Here is a 25,030-nt window from a genome sequence, read left to right as displayed (position 1 = left end):
CGAATTTGACCGCGCTTTTTCACGGTCCTATCGTTCGACATGCCTGCCGGATTCGTCTCGCCGCTCCTGCCGATCAAAAAGGCGTGAGCGCGCGACCCTTCACCTCGTGACCCTCCCACTGCCATGAATTCTGACGCGACAGCCGTTCTGACACCCCTGCCCGCCATCCGGCCCACCAGCAAGGTTCGTCGCGCAGTGACGACGGCCGTGCTCGGTCAGGTTCTCGAATGGTACGACTTCTTCCTCTATGGCACCGCCGCCGCGCTCGTGTTCGGCAAGCTGTTCTTTCCGGTCGGCAGCGATCCGCTGACGGGCACGATCGCGGCGTTCGGCGGTTTTACGGTGGGCTTTATCGCGCGGCCGATCGGCGGCGTGCTGTGCGGCCATATCGGCGACCGCTACGGCCGCAAGACGGTCATGATGCTGACGCTGCTCGTCATGGGCACGGCCACCGTGTGCATGGGTCTTCTGCCGACCTATCAGCAGATCGGCCTCGCGGCGCCCGTCATGCTGGTGCTGTTGCGCATTTTGCAAGGCCTCGCCGCAGGCGGCGAATGGAGCGGCAGCATTCTGCTGATTCACGAAAGCGCGCCCGCCTCCCGGCGCGGCGCGCTCGCGGCCTGGAGCCCGTGCGGCGCAGCGTTCGGCTTCGTGCTGTCCACCGCCGCGTTTCTGCTCGTGCAAACGCTCACGCCCGCCGACTTTCACAGTTGGGGCTGGCGCGTGCCGTTCCTCTGCAGCGCCGTGCTGGTCGCGCTCGGCCTGTGGATGCGCCGCTCCGTCGACGAAAGCGCGGAGTTCGCCGAAGTCAAGGCTACGCGCCGCGATGCCCGCATGCCGGTCGTCGAAGTGCTGCGCCAATGCCCGCGCCAGGTGTTGACCGTGTTCGGCCTGCGCTTCGGCGAAGGCGCGGCGTCGTACATCTTCTTCGCGTTCTCGATTGCGTATGGCCAGTTTATCGGCCTGAAATCGAGCTGGGTGTTAGGCGGCTTGACCGTGTCGATGTTGCTGATGATCCCCGTGTCGCTGTTGATGGGGCGTCTCACGGACCGGATCGGCCGCAAGCCGGTCTATCTCGCCGGCGCCGTGGCGATGGTGCTGGTGGCCTACCCGTATTTCACGCTGCTCGGCTCGGGCGTGCTGTGGAAAGTCATCACCGCGCTCGTACTCGCCAACAGCATCACGCTCGGCATTCTGGAAGGCGCACAGCCCGCGTTCATCAGCGAGTTGTTGCCGGTTCATCTGCGGTTTTCGGGGCTCGGTATCGGCCGCGAGATTTCGTCGGTACTCGGCGGCGGACTCTCGCCGATGGTCGCGACCGCGCTGCTCGCGCATTACCGCAGCGCCGCACCGGTGGCGATTTATCTGGTCGTGCTCGGATTGATCACGGTAGCCGCCACCTGCTTCGCACCGGAGACCTTTCCCAAAGCGCTGCGGCTCGAGGCGAAGGCCAAAGAGCATGCAGAGCGCGAAAGCGCTTGACGTCCCCGCCGACGCCAATTCGTCCGAACTCATTTACTCCATTTTCAAGCCGTCATCATGCAAAGCCTTCCGATGAGCAATGTTTCGACCTACGCTTACGAACCCAGGGCGCTCGATCATGCCGATCCGTATCCTGAGTACGCCGGCCCGATCACACTCGACGCGCTGATCAGCGAAATCGAGCGCCGCCGCGACGAGTTCGATCGACTCTCCCATGTCCCGCGCGACATGATCTCGAAGATGAAGCGCGCGGGCATCTTCCGCGCCAGCACGCCGCAACGCTTCGGCGGCGACGCGCTGCCGCCGGCGCAATTCCTGCGGATGCTCGAACGTATCGCGATTGCCGACGGCTCCGCTGCCTGGGTGGCCGCGTTCGGCTCGGCGAATACGTATCTCGCCGCGCTGCCGATCGAAACACAGGAGCAGATTTACGCCACCGGCCCCGACCAGGTTTTCTCGGGCGGCCTCTATCCGCTGCAACCCGCTGCCCAGGCGCCGGGTGGCTTCGTGGTGAGCGGGCAGTGGCGCTTCGCGAGCGGCTGCAAGGGCGCGGACTGGATCGGCGTCGGCATCGGCGGCACGCCCGCCAACTGCGGCGCGGCGGCCGCGGGCAAGCCGTTCACCGCGGTGTTTCCCGCGCATGAGGTCGAGATCGTCGAGAACTGGAACGTGGTCGGTATGCAGGGAACCGGCAGCCACGATCTGCGGCTCCGGGATAAATTCGTTGAGACGCCATGGACCTTCGTGCGCGGCGGCGCGGCGCTGATCGACGAACCGCTGTACCGCTACCCCGCCGTCGCCTATCAGGCCCAGGTGCACGCTGCCGTCAACATCGGTCTCGCGCGGGCGGCGCTCGATCTGTTGACAGGCATGTCCGGCTCGACCAAAACGACCACCGGCGCGCCGCGCCTAGCCGACCGCGGCTATTACCGCTCCGGCCTCGCGAAAGCGGAGGCCAACTGGCGCAGCGCCCGCGCGTTCTTCTACGAATCCGCCGAGGCCGCATGGCGGACGATCATCAACGGCGATGCCGTCTCGCAGGAGCAGGCGAATCTGTTGCGCCTGAGCGCGACGCACGCCGCGCAGATCGGCGCCGAAGTGGTGATGCAGGCGTATCAGATGGCGGGCGTTGCCGCGATCTATCGCGAGAACCGCTTGCAGCGTCTCGTGCGGGATTCGATCGTCGTGACACAACATGCGTTTCTGGGCGAAGGCACGTATGACGCCTCCGGCGCGCTGTTCGCGGGCGTGCCGCCAGTCACGCCTTTTCCGTAACACGGCGCGCCCAGCCTCCTGCCATGCAAAAGGAAATGAACGTGACGATCGAAGACACCAGAAAGCGTTTCCGCGACGCGATGGCGTGCCTGCCTGCCGCCGTCAACATCATCACCACGGATGGACCCGGCGGCCGCTGTGGCATCACCGCAAGCGCGGTGTGCTCCGTGACGGACGCTCCGCCGACCATGCTCGTCTGTATCAATCAGGCCAGCTACGTGCATGACGTACTGCATCGCAACCGCAGCGTGTGCATCAATGTGCTTGCCGCGGAGTGCCAGGAACTCGCGCGTGATTTTGCCGGCATGACGGCGTGCTCGATGGACGAGCGCTTCGGCCGTCACGCTTGGACCGTGGGCGAGTCGCCGGCACCGGTGCTGCAGGATGCGATTGCCAGTCTCGAAGGCGAGATCGTGGACATCAAGACGGTCGGCTCGCACTCGGTCATGTTCGCGCAGATCCGCCACGTTGCGCTGCGCTCGGACGGCGACGGGCTGATTTATTTCGGCCGGCAGTTTCATCGCTTGAGCAGGCCGCCAGCAACCGCGCCGCTTACCGCGCAAGCAACGAGGTGAACGTGGAAGTCTGCTTCTTTCTGATTGGCCACGGTGCGCCTGAGCGAGAAGCGCGGCCCCCCGAGCTGTCACGGCTCGAAGCGGCCTCGCGCGACACGGAGGGATTGCGCCGTCTCGCGATTCACGTGCCCGAGGAATCGGACGACTGCGATCCTTTGTCGACGACCGACACTTCCGCCCGCCCCCGCTGCGTGTTGCAATGGTATTTCGACGATCTCGAACCGCTTGAACACGCGCTGCAACCGGGGGGTGCGTTGCACGACGTGGTCGAATGCGCTTCGACCACGGGTCTCGCTTTCACGCAGCAGGCCATGGCGGTCAGGCAGTTCGCCACGCCGAATCCGGGTGACCCCGGCGCTCGCGCCGAGCGCTGCACATACCTCGTCAGCTACGAAGGCGAAGCGCAGGACTTCAACGCGTGGCTCGCGCATTACCTCGCGCATCATCCGCCGCTCATGGTGCAATTGCCCGGCATTCGCGAGCTCGAAATCTACACGCGTCTGGATTACCGTTCGGGCCTCGACGTGGCGCGCGCCACGTCCATGCAACGCAACAAGGTGGTTTTCGACGATGCCGCGTCGCTGGCCGCGGCCCTCGCGTCGCCGGTTCGGGCCAGCATGAAGCAGGACTTCAACGCCTTCCCGCCGTACAGCGGAGCGACGCTGCATTTCCCTATGCGAAGCATTTACGGTAATCTGAAACCCAAATAAATGCCCTCTCTCGCCGCGATCCGAACGTCATGACCAAGTCGCACCCCGGCATTACGGACTTGAACCTGCTGCGCGTGTTTCTCGCCATCTCCGATCTGCGCAGCCTGACCGCCGCCGGGGAACGTCTCGGACTCACGCAGCCTGCCGTCAGCCACGCGTTGCGCCGGCTGCGCGTGCTGTTCGACGACCGGCTCTTCGTTCGCACGCCCACCGGCATGATTCCAACCGACGCCGCCTTGCGCCTGCACGCGCCGCTCACGCAGGCGTTCGGGATCATCAACGACGCGGTCCAGCAAATCGCCAAGTTCGATCCGGCCACGGCGCAGCGCGTGTTTCGCGTGTCGATGTCGGATATGTCGGAGTTCTATTTCCTGCCGCCGCTTCTGTCGATGCTCGATCGCAACGCGCGCGGCATTCGCCTGGAAATTGCGAATGTCTCCGTCGACTCGGTGAGCTCGGCCATGCGCAGCGGCAAGATCGATCTCGCGCTCGGCTATGTGCCCGGCCTCGACCCCGGTTGCATAAGCAGAACGCTCTTCGTCGACGAACATGTGTGCGTGGTGCGCGCCGGTCACCCGCTGCGCAAACAGAAGCCGACCAAGGAAGATCTCGCGAGCCTGCGTTATGTGTATGCCAGCACCAATGCGACCGGCCACCGCATGGTCGAACAATGGCTGGAAGAATTGAATCTGCGCCGCGATATCGTGCTGCGCCTGCCGCATTTCGTGGTGGCGCCGGAGATCGTCCAGCATACCGACCTCGCCGTGATTTTCCCGCGGAGTATCGCGCAGCGTTTCAACCGCAATAAAGCCTTTCGCATCCTGCCTTTGCCGTTCGCGCTGCCGCCCATTGAAATTCAGGTTCACTCGCACTCGCAATTTTCGGCGGATCCGGGCATTGCCTGGCTGCTCGATGAAATCTACGGCATGTTCCATCGACCGGCGAGCAGCGCGCAAACGCCAGCCCTCGCACCGCGACGGGCGCGGAGAAAAGAATCGATATGAACGTCAGAGCCCTGCAGTGCTTCGTGATTCTCGCGGAGGAGCTCAACTTCAGCCGCGCCGCCGAACGCCTGCATATCGCGCAGCCCGCACTGAGCCAGCAGATCCGTTCGCTCGAAGAACGACTCGGCACGCAACTGGTCGATCGCGCGAGGCGTCCGCTGAGCCTGACCGAGGCGGGCCAGTATCTGTGCAGCGAGGCGCGACAAATACTCGGCACGCTGGAACAGATGACCCTCGTCGCGCAGGAAATCGGCGTAGGCCGGCGTGGCTGGCTGAGCATCGGCTTCACCCGCTCGTCGATGTACAGCGTTCTGCCGCCCGCGCTGAAAGCATTTCACGAGGCGTTTCCGCAGGTCGAACTCAAACTCTTCGAGATGCTCACCGAAGAACAGACCGATGCGCTGCGCGACATGCGTATTCACATCGGCATTGGCCGGCAGCCGCTAACGATTGAAGGTTGCACGTCGTATCCGCTGCTGCGCGAGCGCGTCATGGCCGCGCTCGAACCGGGGCATCCGCTTGCCGCGCACAAGAAAGTGCGCATTGCCGAACTCGCCGATACTCCGTTGATTCTGTATCCGAAGCATCAGAACGCCCAATTCAAACGCTCCGTGCAATCGCTCTATCGCGATGCGGGCATCACCCCGGTCGTCGCGCACGAGGCTTATGAAATCCAGACCGCGATTGCACTGGTGGCCGCGGGTCTGGGCGTGACCTTTATCGGCGAATCGGTGGCGCGGCACGGGCGCACTGATGTGGTTTTCCGCCACCTCACCGGACCCGGCTCGTCGTATCGCTCCACACTCGCAGCCACTTTCCGCACCGACGACCCTTCGCCTCATCTGCGAGCGTTTCTGGGTTGCCTTCCCGCGCCGCTCCCGGGCCCAGCACTATAAGCAATCAGTTATAGAAGCATAAGCAAGCGGTCTTGGACTCCCACCGCGCGCGTTCTTATCATTGGCTCACATATGATTAGAACGCAGCCACGGCTACGGCCGTCGCCGCAAGGTAGGAGACAGGATGGACGCGATCAACGAAGCCGTAACCATGCGAAAAGTCTACGGGCGCCTGATGCCCCTGCTCTTCGCGATGATGTTCTTCAACTATCTCGACCGGATCAATATCGGTTTCGCCGCGCTGGACATGAACAGGCAGCTCGGGTTCAGTCCGGCCGTGTTCGGGTTCGCGGGCAGCATCTTCTTCGTCGGCTACATGTTGCTGGAAGTGCCGAGCAACCTGTTGCTGCATCGCGTGGGCGCACGCCGCTGGATCGCACGCATTCTCCTGACCTGGGGCGCGGTCGCCGCCGCCACGGCGTTCGTGTTCAACGATTCGAGCTTCTACGTGCTGCGCTTTCTGCTCGGCGTCATGGAAGCGGGTTTTCTGCCGGGCGTCGCCGTCTACCTGACGAAATGGTTTCCCGTGCGCTACCGCGCGCGTGCGGTGGGCGGCTATATCATCGCCGGTTCATTTTCCGCGGTGCTGGGCGGTCCCATTTCCACCGCGTTGATGACCTACGCGAACGGCATTCTCGGCTTGCAGGGCTGGCAATGGATGTTCATTCTCGAAGGCGTGCCGGCCATGCTGCTCGGCCTGCTGACGCTGCGCATCATGACCGAACGCCCCGCCGATGCCGACTGGCTGTCCGTCGACGAAAAGCGCTGGCTCGAATCGACGCTCGCCGCCGAGCGCGAAGCCGTGGGCGGTAACGCGCATTTCCCGCTGCTGCGCGTGGCGGGCGACATCCGCGTATGGAGTCTTGCTTGCCTGTTCGGTTGCGCGCTGGTTGGCATTTACGGCCTGTTTCTGTGGTTGCCGCAGATCGTCAAGAGCCTCGGCCACCTGACCAATCTCGAAGTCGGTTTTTTATCGGCCGCGCCACCTTTGCTCGGCGTGCTGGGCACGTTCCTCGTCAGCCGCAGTTCCGATCGCACCGGCGACCGCAAGAAGCACCTCGCATTCGTGTACGGCATGAGCGCGCTGGCCATTGCCGGCAGCGCCTACGCACCGAACCCCGTGATCGCTTATGGGCTGCTGTGCGTGACCGGTTTGTTCATCTATGCGGGCAACCCGCTGTTCTGGAGCCTCGCATCGTCGTTCAGGACCGGCGCGGCGGGCGCCGCGACGATCGCGCTGATCAACACCATCGCGCAATTCGGCGGCCTGGTCGGGCCGTGGAGCATCGGCCTCGTGCGCAGCGCAACCGGCAATTTCAAGCTGGCCTTGCTGACGATCGCGGCCTTTCTGGTTGTTGCGACGATCATCGCGCTGGTCATGCGGGTCACACCGGCGGAAGACGAAGCAACTTCCCTCGCCGCCGCCGACCCCGCCCCGCGCGCCTGAAAAGCGGCACGGCCAGACAGGCTGATTGAACAGACAGCGGATCGAATCTGCGCGCGCTGCGCATGCACGCGCAGCGACAACTCACAGGATTGGCACACCATGATCATCGATTGTCACGGTCATTACACGACCGCACCGAGCCAGCACGAAGTCTGGCGCGCGCAGCAGATCGCCGCGCTCAAGGACGGCGGCACGCCGCCGCCACGGCCATCGATCACCGATGACGAGATTCGCGCGAGCATCGAAACCGGCCAGCTGCGGATCCAGCGCGAGCGCGGAACGGACCTCACGATCTTCTCGCCCCGCGCCGCCGGCATGGGTCATCACCTCGCCACCGCCCAGGCCAACGCCCTCTGGTCGAGCGAATGCAACGACCTTGTGCATCGCGTGTGCGAACTGTTTCCGCGCAACTTCGTCGGCGTGTGCCAATTGCCGCAGGCGCCGGGCGTGCCGCCCGCCAACTGCCTCGCCGAATTGCGGCGCTGTGTCGAAGAGCTCGGCTTTATCGGCTGCAATCTGAATCCGGATCCGTCCGGCGGCCACTGGTCCGGTCTGCCGCTCACGGACCGCTCCTGGTATCCGCTCTACGAGGCGATGGTGGAACTCGACGTGCCGGCGATGATCCACGTCTCGTCGTCGTGCAATCCAAACTTCCATGCAACGGGCGCGCATTACATCAACGGCGACACGTCGGCGTTCATGCAATTGCTGCAGGGCGATCTGTTCGCCGACTTTCCCTCGCTGCGCTTCATCATCCCACACGGCGGCGGCGCCGTGCCGTATCACTGGGGACGTTATCGCGGACTCGCGCAGGACATGAAGCGTCCGCTGCTCAGCGAATACCTGCTGAACAACGTGTTCTTCGACACCTGCGTCTATCACCAGCCCGGCACCGAACTGCTCGCCAAGGTCATTCCGGTCGGCAACATCCTGTTCGCGTCGGAAACCATCGGCGCGGTACAGGGTATCGATCCGGAAACCGGCCACTATTACGACGACACCCGCCGCTATATCGACGCCATCGACTGGCTCAGCGACGCCGACCGCCAGCGTATTTACGAAGACAACGCGCGCGCCGTGTATGCGCGGCTCTCGCGTCAACTCGATCGTCAACTCGATCGACAGCTCGCTACACCAGCAACTCAAGGGGCAACGGTATGAATCCAATCGGATGGCGCGAATACGAGTCCGCGCCGCAGGCGAGGCCGGCCACGCTAGACGCATTGCGTGAACTGGCCGTGTCGCTGCTGAGCGACAACATGGCGCGCGCGAGCGGCATGGTGGGCTTGCGGCCCTATCACCAACCGAGACCCATGGCAGGCACCGCCGTCACGGTCCACACCCGGCCAGGGGACAATCTCGCGATTCATCGCGCGTTCGACTTTTGCCGGCCCGGCGACGTGCTCGTGATCGACGGCGCGGGCGATCTCACCCAGGCGCTGATGGGCGAGATCATGGCCAGCTTCGCGGAAAGTCTCGGCGTTCAGGGTCTCGTGATCGACGGCGCGATCCGTGACGTCGGCGCGCTGCGCCAGCGCGATTTTCCGGTGTACGCGCGCGGCGTCACGCATCGTGGGCCGTACAAGAACGGACCGGGCGAAATCAACGTGCCTGTCACAGTCGGTGGCATGGTCGTGCATCCCGGGGATATCATTGTCGGCGACGAAGATGGCTTGCTCGCCATCGCGCCCGCCGACGTGGAAGCGGTGATCGAAGGCGCGCGTCGCCAGCATGCGAAAGAAACAGCGGCGCTGAAGTCGATAGCCGACGGCAGATTCGACCGCTCGTGGGTCGTTCCGCACCGGGAACGAATGATGAACAACTGATTGTGGGCCACATGGCGCAATATCTGAACACGGCAACACTCCTCGAACTCGCGCGCAATGCGCAAACGCGCGCTACCGCGCCCTGCTCGTGCACGAAAACCCCGCTCGACGGCTGGCAATCGCAACCTTTGTCGCTCGATGAAACGCAGTTCGAGGAAATCGGCACGCTGTTGCCGGAGGACGATCCGGAGCCGACGTTCAGTGAGTATCTGCCGGGCAAAACCAGTTATTGGGCGGCGGACGCGCCTATCGCGCCGAAATACTTCCCGTATAACCGGTGCGCCGTGTGGCAATGCTCGTTGTGCGGGAGGCTTTATCTGCGTTACGTGGAAGGCGGAGGGTACTTCGTCGACCGCAGGATTCGTGCGGTGCGGGCGGCGCTGATCGAGGATGTGCCTCTGCCCGCGTGATGGTGGCGGCGAAACGCGAGGCGCGAGCCGCGAGCCGCGGCTCAATGCCCCGGCTTCAACGCCGCATACGCGCCAGGCGTGATGCCATAGGCGCGCTTGAACAACCGGTTCAAATGGCTCTGATCGTAAAAGCCCACCGCTGCCGCGGCCGTCGCCGCATTGTGGCCGGCAGCGAGCATCCGCTTCGCCGCCAGCAACCTCACCTGGGTCGCGTAGGCGTGCGGCGGCAAGCCAAATTCCTTGCAGAAAGCGCGTGTGAGGTAAAAACGGCTCAGCCCGACCAGTTCCGCCAGTTCGTCGACTGAGATATCACGCTCGTAATTGGCGGCGACATACTCGCGCACCTGCTCCATCTTGCGCGCTTCGCGCCGGGGCTCGACCGGCTCCTCACCGGAGCGCCCATAGCGTCCGACCAGCATGCCCATCGCGGCCCACCAGTTCGCCTGACGCTCCATCAGCGAGACAGCGCCCTGTTCATCCATGCTCGCGTGCGCCTTGACCAGCAAACCCGCGAGGTGCGGATCCTGATAAAGTCCCGGCGGAATCAGCAGCGGCTTGTCGGCGCGCGCATCGGGTGAGAACACCGCGCTCAGCGCGCCAAGCCCTTCCATGTCGAGATAGATCGCGCGATAAATCCATTCGCGGCCCTCCCAAACCTCACCGCTATGATATTCGCCCGGCCCGAACACCAGCACGCTGCCGGGTCCGGCAATCTCGCTGCCCGCGCGCGTATGGCATTGGCCCGCGCCGGCTTCCGTCATGACGATGACCAGTTCGTCGTGCAGATGGCGGTCGAACTTGTGATTGCCATAACGTGCGCTCGCAAGACACGCGCCGTCGAGCGCGCCGTCTCGCCAGCAGACCACTTCCGGCTCGCTCTTATCCGATGTCTCCATAGCACACGCTCCCTTCTGAACACCCATCAAACCAGCTCGATTCTGACACGACGATTGCGACGGCCTTTGTTTTCGATCTTCGCGATGCGAATGGGCCGCGACTGCGCGGTGTTGGTCAGATGCGTGCCGCCGCACGCCTGCCGGTCCAGATCGCCGATCTCGACGATACGCACGTTACCGTCCGGCGTCGGCGGCGGCGCCACCGAGAGGCTGCGGATCAGGCCTTGCGTTGCCTTCGCTTCGTCGGCGCTGACATAGTAGACGCGCACGTCCATCGCATTGCGGATCACTTCGTTGGCGGGCTCTTCCAGCAGACGCAGGGCGTCGTTATCCGCGTCGGGCAGATCGAAGTCCATGCGCGCGGTGCCGTCCGCGTTGATCTGCGCGCCGGTCACGAGCGCGCCGGCAAAACGTTGATACACCAGTGCATTGAGAATATGCGTAGCGGTATGCAGTTGAGCGACGGTGGCGCGGCGCGCCGCGTCGATGGCCACGTGCACGTTGCCGGCCAGCTCCAGCGGCTCGTCGAGCAGATGCCACAGCATATCGCCTTCCGCCGCGACGCCTGTGATGCGCACGGCGCCGTGCGCGTGCGTGAGCATGGCCGCGTCTGAGACCTGCCCGCCGCCGCCCGGATGCAGAGCGGATCGGCCCAGCACGACAGCGCCGGGCCGCGCCGCGATCACGGTCGTTTCGAAGTCCAGCAGGTCCGGCTGCTCATGGCAAAGATAGTGCGCCACCTTGTTGTCCTCGCATGCATTGACTGAATATGGCAAGCATACCCAGTCCCGTGCGAGGCCGTCTTGGTTAAAAATGCCCTGGGAGGCGGCCATGCGAGGAGCGCCTTACCTCTCCAATTCGGCAAACAGCCAATCCTGAAAGCTGCGTAGCTTCGGCAAATCCGCACGCGACTTCAGCAGATTCAGCGTATAACCGCTTACGCTGAGGCCGTCCGCGCCGAACGGCGCGACAAGGCGCCCGGTCTCCAGTTCGCGCTGCGCGAGCAGCAGGCTCTCCAGACACACGCCCAAGCCATCGACCGCGGCGCTCAACGCCATGAACGAGCGGTCGAAGCGCGGCCCGCGTCCAATATCGATCCGTGTCTTTCGATGCAAACGCATCCAGTCCCGCCAGCCGACCAGACAGCCTTCGCTATGGATCAGCGAGTGGTGCTGAAAGTCCTCGATGCTGCGCAGCGGATAGTCGCCGCTCATGAGCGCCGGCGCGCATAGCGGCACGATCGTCTCCGGCGGCAATTCCAGTACCAACGTGCCGGCCGGTTGCAGCTTGCGCGGACCATAGCGGATGTCGATATCGACCGCTTCCGAAATCAGATCCGCCGCTTCGGACGACGCGTTCAAACGCACGTCGATATCCGGATGTGCCGCGCTGAACCGCGCGATGCGCGGCATCAGCCACTGGGTCGCAAAACTCGGCGTGCAATGAATCGTGAGGATGTCGCTCTTCGCCACGCGGCCGATCTCGCGCGTCGCCGCGTCGATACGCGCGAACGCCGAGGTGATTTCCTCTGCGTATTGCCGCCCCGAGTCCGTCAACAGCACCGTGCGATGCAGCCGATGAAACAGACGAATGCTCAATTGCTCTTCGAGCAGCTTGATTTGATGGCTGATCGCCGAAGGCGTCACGAACAGTTCTTCTGCTGCGAGCGCGAACGACGAAAGCCGCGCGGCCGCTTCGAACGCTTGTATCGACTTGAGTGTGACGCGATTGTGCATGGCAGCATCCACGTGAATTCAATTCATCCATCGGCCATCTTAATTCGTTTGAGCGCTGGTGGGCGGACGGTTACGCTTGTTATCACTGGCTGCGGCATCGATACAGCCCATGCAAACAAGGAGACGAGACAATGAACCTCAGAGAAGCCGCGCCCTTTCCCGAGCTCGCGGAGCACGCCTACCAGATCCGCCGCAACGCGCTGCGCATGGGCGAAGTGCAAGGGCAAGGCTATATCGGCCAGGCGCTCGACATCGCGGATGTGCTGGCCGTCGCCTACTTCCGCGCCATGCAATATCGCGCCGACGATCCCGACTGGGAAGGCCGCGACCGCTTCCTGCTCTCCAACGGCCACTACGCGATCGCCCTGTACGCGGCGCTGATCGAAGCCGGCATCATCGCCGACGAAGAACTGGAGACCTACGGCAGCGACGACAGCCGCCTGCCCATGTCCGGCATGGCGAGTTACACACCCGGCATGGAGATGTCCGGCGGCTCGCTCGGCCAGGGCTTGACGATAGCGGTCGGCCGCTGCCTGGGTCTGAAGCGCAAAGGTTCGGACGCCACCGTCTACACGCTGTTCTCGGACGGCGAACTCGACGAAGGCGCAGTGTGGGAGGGGCTGATGTCCGCCGCGCACTGGAAGCTCGACAACCTGATCGCGATGGTCGACGTCAACAACCAGCAGGCCGACGGACCGTCTTCAGCGGTCATGGCGTTCGAGCCGCTGGTCGAGAAACTGCAGGCGTTCGGCTGGTTCGTGCAACGCGTGGACGGCAACGACCTCGCGGCGGTGGTCGCCGCGTTCGATGCGGCACGCGCGCATTCTGAAGCGCAACCGCGCATCATCGTCTGCGATACGCGTATGGGGTACGGCGTGCCGTTTCTCGAAGCACGCGAGAAGAACCACTTTATCCGCGTCGACGCGCACGAGTGGCAACTCGCGCTGCAGGCGCTCGAAGCCGGGAGAACCGTATGAGCGCCGCCGCACCGAAACCGCGCCTGAAAACCTCGGCGATGATCGCCTCGATCGCCGGTGAAGGCCAGATCACCCGCTCCGCACCATTCGGCCACGCGCTGGTGGAACTCGCGCGCAACCGGCCCGAAGTAGTCGGTATGACAGCCGACCTCGGCAAATACACCGACCTCCATCTGTTCGCGAAGGAATACCCCGAGCGTTTCTATCAGATGGGCATGGCCGAGCAACTGCTGATGGGCGCGGCCGCCGGCATGGCGCACGAAGGCGCGCAGCCGTTCGTCACTACGTATGCGGTGTTCGCCGCGCGCCGCGCTTACGACTTCATCCACCAGGCGATCGCCGAGGACAACCTCGACGTCAAGATGGTGTGCGCGCTGCCCGGCCTCACGACCGGCTACGGTCCGAGCCACCAGGCGGCCGAAGACCTCGCTCTCTTTCGCGCGATGCCGAACCTCACGGTGATCGACCCGTGCGACGCGCTCGAAATCGAACAGATGGTGCCGGCGATCGCCGACCATCGCGGCCCGGTGTACGCACGGCTGTTGCGCGGCAACGTGCCGGTCGTGCTCGACGAATACGATTACCAGTTCCAACTCGGCAAAGCGAAGCTGCTGCGCGACGGCGCCGAAGTGCTGATCATCTCGTCCGGGATCATGACAATGCGCGCACTCGAAACGGCCAAGGCGCTCGCCGCCGATCGCATCGACGTGGGCGTGCTGCACGTGCCGACCATCAAGCCGCTCGACACGGTCACGCTGCTGCGCGAAGCGCGCCGGCCGGGGCGCCTCGTGATCGTGGCGGAGAACCATACGGTGATCGGCGGACTCGGCGAGGCGGTGGCCACCGTGCTGCTGACCAACGGCGTCACGCCGCCCTTCCGCCAGATCGGCCTGCCCGACGCCTTTCTCGATGCCGGCGCGCTGCCGACGCTACACGATCGCTACGGTATTTCGACCGAGGCGATGTGCGACACGATCAAGGGCTGGCTGCGCTAGGCGTCGATTTGATCGGCACAAGCAAGCGTATTAACCGATAGCAAAGAAAGCAGCAAACCATAAGCATCACATTCAGGAGATCCGCATCATGTCAGAGTCACGTCTTCTCGACGGCAAGGTCGCCGTCATTTCCGGCGGCGCGTCGCCGCGCGGCATCGGCATGGCGACCGCCCGCAAATTCGCCGCTCATGGCGCGCGTATCGCCATTTTCGATCTGGACGAAAAGGCCGCAATCGAAGCCGCCGCTTCGATCGGGCCGGAGCATCGCGGCTATGCGTGCAACGTCACCGATCGCGGCGCATGCCAGGCCGCCGTCGAGCGCACCGTCGCCGATTTCGGTTCGATCGATATCCTGATCAATAACGCCGGTATCACCCAGGCGGCCAAGCTGCTCGACATCGACCCGGAGAGCTGGGATCGCATTCTCGACGTCAACCTGCGCGGCGTGCTGTATCTGTCGCAAGCGGTCGTGCCACAAATGAAGAAACAGAAGAGCGGCTCGATTGGCTGCATGTCGTCGGTGTCGGCGCAGCGCGGCGGCGGCATTCTCGGCGGCCCGCATTACTCGGCGGCCAAAGCCGGAGTACTCGGTCTCGCGAAAGCGATGGCGCGCGAACTCGGCAACGACGGCATCCGCGTGAACTGCGTGACCCCGGGCCTGATCCAGACCGACATCAACGCCGGCAAGATCAGCGACGACAAGCGCGTCGAGATTCTCGCGGGCATTCCGTTGAATCGCCTCGGCGTACCCGACGACGTGGCCGGCGCATTCCTGTTCCTCGCGTCGGACCTGTCGTCGTATATCACCGGCGCGGTGATCGACGTGAACGGCGGGATGCTCATTCACGGCTGATCCGTCCCGGCAGGACGGGCCGTCTGGCGGGAAGCCGGCGGCGGCGATGGAGACCTGGCAGTAGACAGCAAACGGGCGCGGCGCGCGACACGTGCAGCCGCCGCGCTCGAGATTCCAGCATAACCATAACGACACGCCATATTGGAGGAAGACACCATGACTACCCGTTCGAACGCCCCGCAGGGCATCAGCCGCCGCACCTTTCTGAAAGCCGGCGCCACCTTGTCCGCAGCCGTGCCTTTGTGGAGCGTCTCGCGACGCGCCATGGCCGCGCCCGAGTTTTCGTACAAGCTCGCCACCGGCCAGGATCCGACTCATCCGGTGAATATCCGCGCCCAGGAGGCGATCAATCACATTCGTGAAGCGACCAACGGCCGCCTCGATATCAAGCTGTTTCCGCAGAACCAGCTCGGCTCCGACACCGACCTGCTTTCTCAAGTGCGCAATGGCGGCGTGGAGTTCTTCAACCAGGCGTCGTCGATTCTCGCGACCCTCACGCCGGCTGCGGGCATCGTCAACACCGGTTTCGCGTTCAAGGACTACGCCGCGGTGTGGAAAGCGATGGACGGCGATCTCGGCAATTACATTCGCGCGCAGATCGCCAAGTCCGGCATCGTGTCGGTCAGCAAGGTGTGGGACAACGGCTTCCGGCAGATCAGTTCGTCCACCCGTGCGCTGCGTGCGCCCGCCGATCTGAAGGGCTTCAAGATCCGCGTGCCGCAGGCGCCGATGCTGACGTCTCTCTTCAAGGCACTCGATGCGGGCCCGGCGCCGATCAACTTCAACGAACTGTATTCGGCCCTGCAGACCGGCGTGGTGGAAGGCCAGGAGAATCCGCTGCCGATCATCGCCACCGCCAAGCTCTATGAGGTGCAGAAGTACATCAGCCTCACGTCGCATGTGTGGGACGGTTACTGGATTCTCGGCAACCGCGCCGCGTGGGAACGGCTGCCGGCGGATATCCGCACTATCGTCACGCGCGAATTCGAAAAGGCCGCGATGCTGCAACGCGCGGACATCGCCAAGCTGAGCAGTTCGCTGCGCGACGATCTGAAAACCAAGGGCATTACTTTCATCGACGTGGATCGCGAGTCATTCCGCGGCGCGCTGGCCAAGACGAGCTTCTACCACGACTGGAAGAGCAAATACGGCGACGAAGCCTGGAGCCTGCTGGAGAAGTCCGTCGGAAAACTGGGGTGATGCGATGATCTCGATCTCTTATTCGCACGAGCGGCAGCACCGCTTCGCCTGTGCGCTCGATTCCGCGCTCGGGCATCTGGTGGAGATACCCGCTGCCCTGCTGGTGCTCGCGGAAATCGCCGTGCTGCTCGCGGGGGTGACGAGCCGCTATCTGCTGCACTCGCCGCTCGTGTGGTCCGACGAACTCGCCTCGATGCTGTTCCTCTGGCTCGCCATGCTCGGCGCCGTGATCGCCTTGCGGCGCGGCGAGCATATGCGGATGACGGCGCTGGTCGGCATGGCGCCGCCGGGCGTGCGCGCATTTCTCGACGTGGTGGCGATCGCCGCGCCGATCGCGTTTCTCGCGATGGTGATCGGCCCGGCGATCAGCTTCGCGCAGGACGAGTCGTTCATCACCACACCCGCGCTCGAACTGTCGAACTCGTGGCGCGCCGCCGCGTTGCCGATCGGCTCGGCGCTGATGCTGCTGGTCGCGGTGGTGCGGCTCGCGCGGCTCGGCAACTGGCGTCTCGTGCTGGGCGCGCTCGCGACGGTCGGCGCGCTGGTCGGCATCTTCATCGCGCTCGGGCCGGTGTTGCGCGACCTCGGCAATGTGAACCTGCTGATCTTCTTCGTCGGCCTCGTGGCGCTCGGCGTGCTGAGCGGCGTGCCGATCGCGTTTTCGTTCGGACTCGCCACCTTCGGCTATCTCGCGCTGACCACCAACACGCCGATGCCGGTCGTCGTGGGCCGGATGGACGAAGGCATGTCGCATCTGATCCTGCTCTCCGTGCCGCTCTTCGTGTTCCTCGGCCAGTTGATCGAGATGACCGGCATGGCCGCGGCGATGATCGCGTTTCTCGCGAGCCTGCTGGGTCACGTGCGCGGCGGTCTCTCTTACGTGCTGGTCGGCGCCATGTATCTGGTGTCCGGCATCTCGGGATCGAAAGCCGCCGATATGGCGGCGGTCGCGCCGGTGCTGTTTCCGGAGATGAAAGCGCGCGGCGCGAAACCGGGTGATCTGGTGGCGCTGCTCGCCGCGACCGGTGCGCAGACCGAGACGATTCCACCGAGCCTCGTGCTGATCACGCTCGGCTCGGTGACCGGCGTGTCGATCTCGGCGCTCTTCACGGGCGGCATGCTGCCGGGCATCGTGCTGGCGATTACGTTGTGCATCGTCGTGCAGTGGCGTTATCGGCGCGAGGACATGTCGAACGTCAAACGTGCAACGCGCGGCGAGATTCTGCGCAAACTGGTGATCGCGTTTCCGGCGCTCGCGCTGCCGTTCGTGATTCGCGCGGCGGTGGTCGAAGGCATCGCGACGGCGACCGAAGTTTCCACCATCGGCATTGCTTATGCGGTGTTGGCCGGCTTGCTGATCTATCGCCGTTTCGAGTGGCAGCGGCTCAAGCCCATGCTGATCGATACGGCCACGCTGTCCGGCGCGATCCTGCTGATCATCGGCTCGGCCACCGCCATGGCGTGGGCGTTGACGCAATCCGGCTTCTCGGGCCAACTCGCGCAGACCCTCGGCGCATTGCCGGGCGGCGCGGCGATGTTCATGGCGGCCTCGATCTGCGTGTTCGTGATTCTCGGCAGCGTGCTCGAAGGCATTCCGGCCATCGTGCTGTTCGGCCCGCTGATGTTCCCGATCGCGCGCGCCATGCATATCCACGACGTGCATTACGCGATGGTCGTGATTCTCTCGATGGGCGTGGGCCTGTTCGCGCCGCCGTTCGGCGTCGGCTACTACTCAGCTTGCGCGGTGAGCCGCATCCATCCCGACGAAGGTATGAAACCGATTCTCGGTTACATCGCCGCGTTGATGGTCGGCCTGATCATTGTGGCCGCCGTGCCGTGGATTTCGACGGGGTTCCTGCATTGAGCCGTTGATCCCCTGAAGCGCGAGGCATGCGCCGCGCTGCCTCGCGCGATGTTCTTCAGCACGCTTTTTTCGCCTGCTTCTTCGGGCCGCTTATTTGGGCCGCTTATTTGGGCCGCTTATTTGGGCCGCTTATTTGGGCTGCCTAATCAGGCCGCTCATTTGGGTCGCTTCGTCCAAGTTATCTATTGCCGCCCGCTGCACGTAACGCAGCGGCGTAGAGGAGACTTTTGCCATGTCCACCACCGAAGCCACGTCTGCCGCACCGAACACTGCGCTTCCATCACTCACGCAGCTGTCGCGCGCCGCTCCTGCTGCCGCTCAGCCCGCGCCCTTGCCGTTGGCCGACGCGATCCGCTTCCTTTCCATCGACGCGATTCTGCGCGCCAGCGAAGGCCATCAGGGCGTGCCGCTCGGCATGGCCGAAATCGCGACCGCGCTCTTCACCCGCCACCTGAAATTCAATCCCGCCGATCCGACCTGGCCCGATCGCGACCGCTTCGTGCTGTCCAACGGTCACGGCTCGCTGCTGCTCTACGCGCTGCTGTATCTCACCGGCTATGACGCCATCGGACTCGAGCAGATCAAGACCTTCCGCGAACTCGGCTCGCATTGCGCGGGCCACCCCGAGTACGAACCGGCGCACGGTATCGAGGCCACCACCGGCCCGCTCGGCCAGGGCATTGCCAACGCGTTCGGCATGGCCATTGCCGAAGCGTATCTCGCGGCGAAGTTCGGCAGCGAGCTCGTCGACCACTACACGTATGCATTCGTCGGTGACGGCTGTCTGCAGGAAGGCATCGGCCAGGAAATGATTTCGCTCGCCGGGCATCTGCAACTGGGCAAGCTGATTCTCTGCTGGGACGACAACCAGATCACCGACGACGGCAGCACTTCCCTCTCCATCAGCGAGGACGTCTGCGCGCGCTTTCGCGTGGGCGGCTGGCAGGTCATCGAAGTCGACGGGCACGATCTCGAAGCCGTGTCGGCGGCGCTGACGATCGCCCGCTCGGACCCGCGACCTTCGATGATCGCGTGCAAAACCGTGATCGGCCGCGGCATTGCGCGTTTGCAAGGACAGCGTGGCGGCCACAGCGGCAAGCTGTTCCAGACAGACGCGGACGCGGCGCGCGACACCCTTGGCTGGCCGCACGCGCCGTTCGAGATACCCGCGGAGATCCTCGCAGCATGGCGCGCGGCAGGACGGCGTAGCGACCCGCAGTATTACGCATGGCACGAACGTCTCGCCGCGCTGCCCGCCGCAGAGCAGGACGAGTTCGAACGGGTCCTGTCGGGCCACCTGCCGCAAGGCTGGCGCGACGTGCTCGACGACTACCGCAAACGCGCCGTGGAGCGCGGAGAACCGCAACCCGGCATCACCGTCTCGGGCGAGATCAGCGATCTGCTCGCGCCGCTGTTGCCGGAACGCATGGTCGGCTGCGCCGATCTCGAAGCGCCCACGGGCCACAAGCGTCAGTTGCATGCGTTTACTGCCGAGGACCATAGCGGCGCCTACGTTCACTGCGGCGTGCGCGAACACGTGATGGGCGCGATGGCCAACGGCATGGCGGCGCACGGCGGCGTGATCGCGACGAGCGTGACATATCTAGCGTTCGCCGACTATCAGCGGCCGGCCATGCGCATGGCGGCTTTGATGGGCCTGCCGGTGCACTTCGTGTTCAGCCACGATTCGATCGGCGTCGGCAAAAATGGACCGACGCATCAGCCCGTCGAAATTCTCGCCTCGCTGCGCGCGATGCCGAACATGCGCGTGTTGCGTCCCGCCGATGCCGTCGAGGCCGCCGAATGCTGGGCGCTCGCGCTCGAACATCGGCGCGGGCCGAGCACACTGGTGTTCGCGCGCCAGGCGCTGCCGCTGGTGCGCACGGCACATAGCGCCGCGCCGTTGTCGCAACGCGGCGCTTACGTGCTGACCGAGGCCGAAGGCGGAGCGCGCGCCGTGACGCTGCTCGCAACCGGCTCCGAAGTCGCGTTGGCCTTGCAGGCGCGTGGTCAATTGCAGGACGAAGGCATCGCGACCGCCGTGGTGTCCATGCCGTGCTGGGAGATTTTCGACGAACAGGACGACGCCTATCGTGCCGCCGTGCTCGGTCCGGGCACCGTGCGGATCGGCGTGGAAGCGGCATTGCGTTTCGGCTGGGACCGTTATCTCGGCGAGCGCGGCGGCTTTGTCGGCATGACGGGCTTCGGTGCGTCCGCCTCGGCCGAGACGCTGTACGAGCATTTCGGCATCACCGCGCAGCATATCGTCGCTGAAGCGAAGCGGCATCTGTAAATCATCGGATACCTAATCATGCATAAGATCGTTTTTCTGGACCGCACGACCCTCGCGCCGCAGATCGTGCTGCGCGAGCCGCGCTTCGAGCATCAGTTGATCGAGCACGACCGCACTGCGCCGGATCAATTGCTCAAGCGGCTCGCTGGCGCGTCGATTGCGATCACCAACAAGGTCGCGCTGACGAGTGAAGTGCTGGAGCAATTGCCGGAGCTGAAACTCGTCGCGGTGGCGGCGACCGGCACGGACTGCGTCGACAAGGCCGCCGCTCAGCGGCTCGGCATTGCAGTGAGCAATATTCGCGGGTATGCGATCAACACTGTGCCAGAGCACACGTTCGCGCTGATCCTCGCGCTGCGGCGCAATCTGGTCGCCTATCGCGACGACGTGCTCGCCTGCGAGTGGCAAAAATCCGGGCAGTTCTGTTTCTTCACGCACGCGATTCACGATCTGGCCGGCGCGCGGCTAGGCATCATCGGCGAAGGGGTGCTTGGGCAGCGCGTGGCGGAGTTGGGCAAGGCATTCGGCATGCAGCCGATGTTCGCCGCGCACAAAGGACGCGAAGGGCTCGGTCCGCTTTACACGCCATGGGACGAAGTGCTCGCGACCAGCGACGTCGTCACCGTGCACAGCCCGCTCACGCCGCACACGCGCAACATGCTCGCCATGCCCGAGTTTCACGCGATGAAGCGCCGGCCGTTGATCATCAACACGGCGCGCGGCGGCCTCGTGGATGAAGCCGCGCTCGTGCAGGCGCTCGACGAAGGTCTGATCAGCGGCGCGGGCTTCGACGTGACCGCGGGCGAGCCGCCCGCCGACGATAATCCGTTGTTGCGCGCGGCCAACCGGCCCAACGTGATCCTGACGCCGCACGTGGCATGGGCGTCGGACGAGGCGCAGCAGAGCCTCGCCAATCAGTTGATGGACAACATCGAGAACTTTGTCAGCGGTGCGCCGACAAATCTGGTGAGTGGCGCGTATTGAGCCACGGCCCAGCCATTGCCAAGTCACTGCCACGCCACAGCCGCGCCGCCGACTCATCGCGCGGCGCGGCTAATGACATCAGACGCCGCCTCAACCCTGGCGGAAAATCGGCGCGCCCCACGGTGCGCCGGTCGTGCCGCCATCCACGACGATCTCCGCACCCGTCATTCCCGACGCATCGTCGGAGGCGAGGAACAGCACCGCCGCCGCGACTTCTTCCGGCGCAGCGAGGCGCGCCATCGGCACGCGCGGCGCAAGGGCCTGTTCGGTTCCGTCGAGCGTGGCGCCCGCGCGTGCGCCACGCGTCCAGATCGGCGTGCGCGTGCCGCCCGGGATCACGGTATTCACGCGAATACCGCGCTGCACCAACTCCGACGCGAACACCTTCGCCATGCCCGTGATGCCGGCCTTGGTGGCCGAATAAGCCGCCGAGCCCGGTGAGCCGAGTTCGCGCATCACCGAGCCGTTCAACACGACCGCGCCACCCTCGCTCATCAACGGCAGTGCGGCTTGCACCGTCAGGAAGACCGCCGTCAGATTGGTGCGAAGAATGGCCTCGAACGCCGCGGCCGTGGTGCCGCCGAGCGGCGTGGGCCCGGAGATGCCGGCATTCGCGAACACGATATCCAGCGACCCGAATTTGCTCTTGATCTGTTCGAACAACGCGCCGATTTCCGCTTCGTCGTCCAGGTTGGCCTTTACGCCCAGCGCGTTTTCGCCGAGTTCGGACACGGCCTGATCCAGCTTCGCGCTATCGCGGCCGGTGATCACCACGCGGGCGCCTTCGGCAATCAGCCGCTTCGCCGTGACGAAACCAATGCCGCTATTGCCACCGGTCACCAACGCTGTTTTTCCGTTGAATCGCATCATCTCTCTCCTTGATTGCGCCGCCGGAGCGCCGGAAAGCCCGGTCGCGCGACGCCTGTAACAGTCGAGCGGCCAAAAAGCCGCCGCATACGGACATCCGCGAAAGACGCCCTCGCCCAACAATCTGCATGTTGATCATCATGCACATTTTCAGTATTATGCTCGTCATGCAGATTGTCAAGAGGGGTGACGGAGATGGGCTACTCGCAGGCGCAAAAAGCAGAAAGCCGGCAGCGTGTGCTGGAAACAGCGGCACGGCAGATCCGGGAAGACGGGATCGAGGCGCTCGGGGTGGCAGACTGCATGCGGCGCGCGGGTCTCACCCATGGCGCGTTCTACGGCCACTTCGAGTCGCGTGACGCGCTGATCGTCGAGGCACTGGAATATGCGGTCGCACAGAGCGAGAAACGGATCGCCGCGACACTCGCGGCGGCGAACGGCAACGGGTCCGCAAAGAAAGAACCGCTGCAGACGATCGCCGAGATGTTCCTCAGCGAGAAACACATCAGGAATCCGGGTAACGGCTGCGCGCTGTGCGCGCTTGCCGGCGAGGCGCGGCACGCGGCACCGGAAGTTCGCGAGAGTCTGACGCAATACGTGCACAAGCTGGCAGCACGCATCGCGCAGACGTTGGCGGGCCATAGCGAGAGCCTCGCGCTCGGCATTGTCGCGACCATCGTCGGCGCGGTGACGCTCGCGCGTGCCGTCGACGACCCCGAACTCGCGAGATCGATTCTCGCCGGCTCGCTCGATCTGATCGTCGCGCAAGGCGGAGACGCTTAGTCGAGCACCTTGGCGGCTCCGGCCAGCACGCGCCACGCGAAGCCGCTTTCTCAATGCATGGGCGTGCTTATGCGCTGGCGTTCGATGCCTTGGGACTTCGGTGCGAAACGCGGAGAGCCGGCAGGCAGTTGATGAACCAGTTGATGGCCCAACTGACGGGGGGTGTCAAAACGGTGTCAATACGTGTGGAGAAAACCGAATAAATCGCATTGCAAAACGCCCGCGCAGAATGTTTTTTGGCGGTCGATTATCATGATTCGATCATCTCACTCGAACGACTCGGTGTTGGATATGACGAATACAGGCAAGGCGTTGATAATCGCGCTGGTTCTGGTGGACGTGGGATTCATCTCTTACCAGCTTCTCCCTAAAGGCAATCACTCCGAAGCCGCGCCAGACACGGTAACGGCCAATTCGGTCACGGCGTCGGCAGCCGGTTCGCGAGTGGACGGCACGCACGTGAGCGCGGGCAATGTGGTGTCCACTTCGCCATCTGCGAATAGCACGGGCGAGATCACGGCCGCGCCGCAGCCAATCAAACCGGCTCCCATCGCCAATGACGCGCAAGCGCGGCCGCAAACATCGCGGCATAAACAGCCAGGCCGCGCGTTGGCACCGGCGGATGCGCGCGAGTCCGTCGCCGCGAAAGCAGATACCGCGCAGCCGGTTGCCCATGCGCGCGCCGATCTGACCCGGCACGGCTCGAATGCCGTCGCGGCGGCCATGACGGAGCAGCTTGTCAAGGAATCGTCCAAACCCGACCCGTCGTTGCCGATGCCGCCGCAAACGCAGGCGCAGACGCAAACGCAGACTCAATCCGCGCCGGTCGGCCAGGATCACCACGGCTCGAACCCCGTCGGCGCCGCGATGACGCAGGCACTGGTGCGGGAATCCGCCCGGGTCAATCCAGCTTCTTCGCAAACGCCGTCGACAACACCGACCGGTACGCAGTAAGACTGCAGTCCGAAACACTTTTGACGCTCGCGTGCCTCCACGCGGCGTCCCCGGCTGCCACGGCTCAATGCGCCAGAAAGTCCACCACCATGCGGTTGAATTTTTCCGCATGCTCCCACTGCGCCCAGTGGCCGCAGCGGCTGAAAATATGCATTTCGGCGTTCTGCATGCCGGCAACCAGACGCAAACCCACATCCATCGGCACGAAACGATCGTCGCGCCCCCAGATCACGAGCGTCGGCGCCGCAATCTCGCCAAGACGCGGTCCGAAGTCGTTGAACTGCTTCGGATTGGCCGCGAGACTCTTCACAAAGTTTTCCAGATGATCGCGGCGCGCCAGCATATTGTCGAGCCGCGCCTGCATCAGATCGTCGGTCAACGCTTTGGTGTCGAACACGAAGACGTTCATCATCCGTTTCAGGTTTTCGATCGTCGGTTCGCGATAGAGGCCTTGCAGCAGCTTGATGCCTTCCGTCGGCATCGGCACGAACTGACTGGGGCCACCGGTTCCGCCACCCATCAACACCAGTTTGCCGACACGCTGTGGATTGGCGAGCGCGAACGCGACGGCGCTATGGCCGCCCATCGAATTACCAATGATGTGCGCGCGTTCAATGTCGAGCGAATCGAGCAAACCCTTCAGCGAACGCGCGTTGAGTTCGGAGCGCGAGCCGTCGCACACAACCGGGTCGCTTTTGCTCCAGCCCAGGCAGTCCATCAGGATGACCCGATAACCCGCGGCGACGAGCGGTTCGACATTCCGGTTGAAGTTCGCCCAGCCGCTCGCACCCGGGCCCGAGCCATGCAGCATCACCACCGTTTCGGCGCCCTGCCCGGCGTCGTTGTAGTGCAACTGCACTTCCCGCTCGCCTTCCTTGATACGCACGAATTGGCTGGTCGATGCTTCGGTGATTGCCGATACATTCGAGGTCATGTTGCTTTCCTTGATCTGAAGAGAGTTGATTGACCGCGCACGTCGCACAGTCGTGCGCGGATAGCATTG

Annotated in this window: 24 protein-coding genes; 19 read left to right on the top strand and 5 right to left on the bottom strand. The window is 64.2% G+C overall.

The window, feature by feature from the left end:
* Positions 1 to 123: 123 nt before the first annotated feature.
* From P0D71_RS26260 to P0D71_RS26215, 10 genes are all read left to right on the top strand, one after another.
* Positions 124 to 1,482 carry an MFS transporter gene (locus P0D71_RS26260; protein ID WP_408482825.1) on the top strand — a complete coding sequence of 453 codons (1,359 nt, stop codon included), beginning with the start codon at positions 124 to 126 and terminating at the stop codon, positions 1,480 to 1,482.
* 72 nt (positions 1,483 to 1,554) lie between these two features.
* Positions 1,555 to 2,757 carry an acyl-CoA dehydrogenase family protein gene (locus P0D71_RS26255; RefSeq protein ID WP_408482863.1) on the top strand — a complete coding sequence of 401 codons (1,203 nt, stop codon included), beginning with the start codon at positions 1,555 to 1,557 and terminating at the stop codon, positions 2,755 to 2,757.
* A gap of 23 nt (positions 2,758 to 2,780) precedes the next feature.
* Entirely contained in the window at positions 2,781 to 3,332 is a 552-nt protein-coding gene (gene hpaC / locus P0D71_RS26250) for a 4-hydroxyphenylacetate 3-monooxygenase, reductase component (protein WP_408184822.1), read from the top strand.
* A gap of 2 nt (positions 3,333 to 3,334) precedes the next feature.
* The gene (locus P0D71_RS26245) at positions 3,335 to 4,042 is read left to right on the top strand and encodes an EthD family reductase (protein ID WP_408482823.1); all 708 of its coding nucleotides are present in this window, start codon (positions 3,335 to 3,337) and stop codon (positions 4,040 to 4,042) included.
* A gap of 29 nt (positions 4,043 to 4,071) precedes the next feature.
* Positions 4,072 to 5,046, top strand: a complete 975-nt coding sequence (locus tag P0D71_RS26240; RefSeq protein ID WP_091803161.1) for a LysR family transcriptional regulator — start codon at positions 4,072 to 4,074, stop codon at positions 5,044 to 5,046.
* Entirely contained in the window at positions 5,043 to 5,942 is a 900-nt protein-coding gene (locus P0D71_RS26235; RefSeq protein ID WP_091803165.1) for a LysR family transcriptional regulator, read from the top strand. Before P0D71_RS26240 ends, P0D71_RS26235 begins: the two co-directional genes overlap by 4 nt.
* Positions 5,943 to 6,066: 124 nt before the next feature.
* Entirely contained in the window at positions 6,067 to 7,389 is a 1,323-nt protein-coding gene (locus tag P0D71_RS26230; protein ID WP_408482821.1) for an MFS transporter, read from the top strand.
* A 99-nt stretch (positions 7,390 to 7,488) separates the two neighbouring features.
* A complete protein-coding gene (locus tag P0D71_RS26225; RefSeq protein WP_408482819.1) occupies positions 7,489 to 8,550 on the top strand; it encodes an amidohydrolase family protein in 1,062 nt (353 codons plus the stop codon).
* On the top strand, positions 8,547 to 9,215 hold the full coding sequence (locus P0D71_RS26220; RefSeq protein ID WP_091803174.1) for an RraA family protein: 669 nt from the start codon (positions 8,547 to 8,549) through the stop codon (positions 9,213 to 9,215). The genes P0D71_RS26225 and P0D71_RS26220 overlap by 4 nt, the downstream gene beginning before the upstream one ends.
* Before the next feature lie 11 nt (positions 9,216 to 9,226).
* Positions 9,227 to 9,625, top strand: a complete 399-nt coding sequence (locus tag P0D71_RS26215; protein WP_091803177.1) for a hypothetical protein — start codon at positions 9,227 to 9,229, stop codon at positions 9,623 to 9,625.
* Positions 9,626 to 9,666: 41 nt separating this feature from the next.
* Here the strand turns inward: P0D71_RS26215 and P0D71_RS26210 are convergent, their stop codons facing one another.
* From P0D71_RS26210 to gcvA, 3 genes are all read right to left on the bottom strand, one after another.
* Positions 9,667 to 10,521 (bottom strand): AraC family transcriptional regulator, encoded by an 855-nt coding sequence (locus P0D71_RS26210; protein WP_408482817.1) that lies wholly within the window; start codon positions 10,519 to 10,521, stop codon positions 9,667 to 9,669.
* 26 nt (positions 10,522 to 10,547) lie between these two features.
* Positions 10,548 to 11,261, bottom strand: a complete 714-nt coding sequence (locus P0D71_RS26205; RefSeq protein ID WP_091808848.1) for an alanyl-tRNA editing protein — start codon at positions 11,259 to 11,261, stop codon at positions 10,548 to 10,550.
* A 105-nt stretch (positions 11,262 to 11,366) separates the two neighbouring features.
* Positions 11,367 to 12,257, bottom strand: a complete 891-nt coding sequence (gene gcvA / locus P0D71_RS26200; RefSeq protein ID WP_408184830.1) for a transcriptional regulator GcvA — start codon at positions 12,255 to 12,257, stop codon at positions 11,367 to 11,369.
* 131 nt (positions 12,258 to 12,388) lie between these two features.
* Between gcvA and P0D71_RS26195 the strand changes: the two genes are divergently transcribed.
* From P0D71_RS26195 to P0D71_RS26165, 7 genes are all read left to right on the top strand, one after another.
* Positions 12,389 to 13,234 (top strand): transketolase, encoded by an 846-nt coding sequence (locus tag P0D71_RS26195; protein ID WP_408482815.1) that lies wholly within the window; start codon positions 12,389 to 12,391, stop codon positions 13,232 to 13,234.
* Positions 13,231 to 14,229, top strand: coding sequence for a transketolase family protein (locus P0D71_RS26190; RefSeq protein ID WP_091803191.1), 999 nt, complete (start codon positions 13,231 to 13,233; stop codon positions 14,227 to 14,229). Before P0D71_RS26195 ends, P0D71_RS26190 begins: the two co-directional genes overlap by 4 nt.
* Before the next feature lie 88 nt (positions 14,230 to 14,317).
* Complete coding sequence (locus P0D71_RS26185; protein WP_091803195.1) at positions 14,318 to 15,082, top strand: SDR family NAD(P)-dependent oxidoreductase; 765 nt, start codon at positions 14,318 to 14,320, stop codon at positions 15,080 to 15,082.
* Positions 15,083 to 15,238: 156 nt separating this feature from the next.
* On the top strand, positions 15,239 to 16,282 hold the full coding sequence (locus tag P0D71_RS26180; protein ID WP_408482812.1) for a TRAP transporter substrate-binding protein: 1,044 nt from the start codon (positions 15,239 to 15,241) through the stop codon (positions 16,280 to 16,282).
* A gap of 4 nt (positions 16,283 to 16,286) precedes the next feature.
* Positions 16,287 to 18,146, top strand: coding sequence for a TRAP transporter large permease (locus P0D71_RS26175; protein WP_408184834.1), 1,860 nt, complete (start codon positions 16,287 to 16,289; stop codon positions 18,144 to 18,146).
* Between the two features lie 232 nt (positions 18,147 to 18,378).
* The gene (gene tkt, locus P0D71_RS26170) at positions 18,379 to 20,439 is read left to right on the top strand and encodes a transketolase (RefSeq protein WP_408482810.1); all 2,061 of its coding nucleotides are present in this window, start codon (positions 18,379 to 18,381) and stop codon (positions 20,437 to 20,439) included.
* An 18-nt stretch (positions 20,440 to 20,457) separates the two neighbouring features.
* Positions 20,458 to 21,423, top strand: a complete 966-nt coding sequence (locus P0D71_RS26165) for a D-2-hydroxyacid dehydrogenase (protein ID WP_408482809.1) — start codon at positions 20,458 to 20,460, stop codon at positions 21,421 to 21,423.
* A gap of 90 nt (positions 21,424 to 21,513) precedes the next feature.
* Here the strand turns inward: P0D71_RS26165 and P0D71_RS26160 are convergent, their stop codons facing one another.
* Positions 21,514 to 22,290: an SDR family NAD(P)-dependent oxidoreductase gene (locus P0D71_RS26160; RefSeq protein WP_408184874.1), complete on the bottom strand. Its 777-nt coding sequence runs from the start codon at positions 22,288 to 22,290 to the stop codon at positions 21,514 to 21,516.
* A 195-nt stretch (positions 22,291 to 22,485) separates the two neighbouring features.
* On the opposite strand from P0D71_RS26160, the gene P0D71_RS26155 reads away from it, so the two are divergent.
* Together P0D71_RS26155 and P0D71_RS26150 are read left to right on the top strand one after the other, a co-directional pair.
* A complete protein-coding gene (locus tag P0D71_RS26155; RefSeq protein ID WP_408482807.1) occupies positions 22,486 to 23,073 on the top strand; it encodes a TetR/AcrR family transcriptional regulator in 588 nt (195 codons plus the stop codon).
* 291 nt (positions 23,074 to 23,364) lie between these two features.
* Complete coding sequence (locus P0D71_RS26150) at positions 23,365 to 24,027, top strand: hypothetical protein (protein ID WP_408482805.1); 663 nt, start codon at positions 23,365 to 23,367, stop codon at positions 24,025 to 24,027.
* A gap of 64 nt (positions 24,028 to 24,091) precedes the next feature.
* On the opposite strand, the gene P0D71_RS26145 is transcribed toward P0D71_RS26150, so the two are convergent.
* A complete protein-coding gene (locus tag P0D71_RS26145) occupies positions 24,092 to 24,961 on the bottom strand; it encodes an alpha/beta fold hydrolase (RefSeq protein ID WP_408299426.1) in 870 nt (289 codons plus the stop codon).
* Between the last annotated feature and the right edge of the window lie 69 nt (positions 24,962 to 25,030).

The sequence above is a fragment of the Paraburkholderia sp. RL17-383-BIF-A genome (assembly GCF_046028015.1).
In the GTDB taxonomy this organism is placed as follows: Bacteria; Pseudomonadota; Gammaproteobacteria; order Burkholderiales; family Burkholderiaceae; genus Paraburkholderia.
The sequence above is the reverse complement of the archived record's forward strand: the minus strand, read 5'-3'. Positions and strand labels throughout refer to the sequence as shown.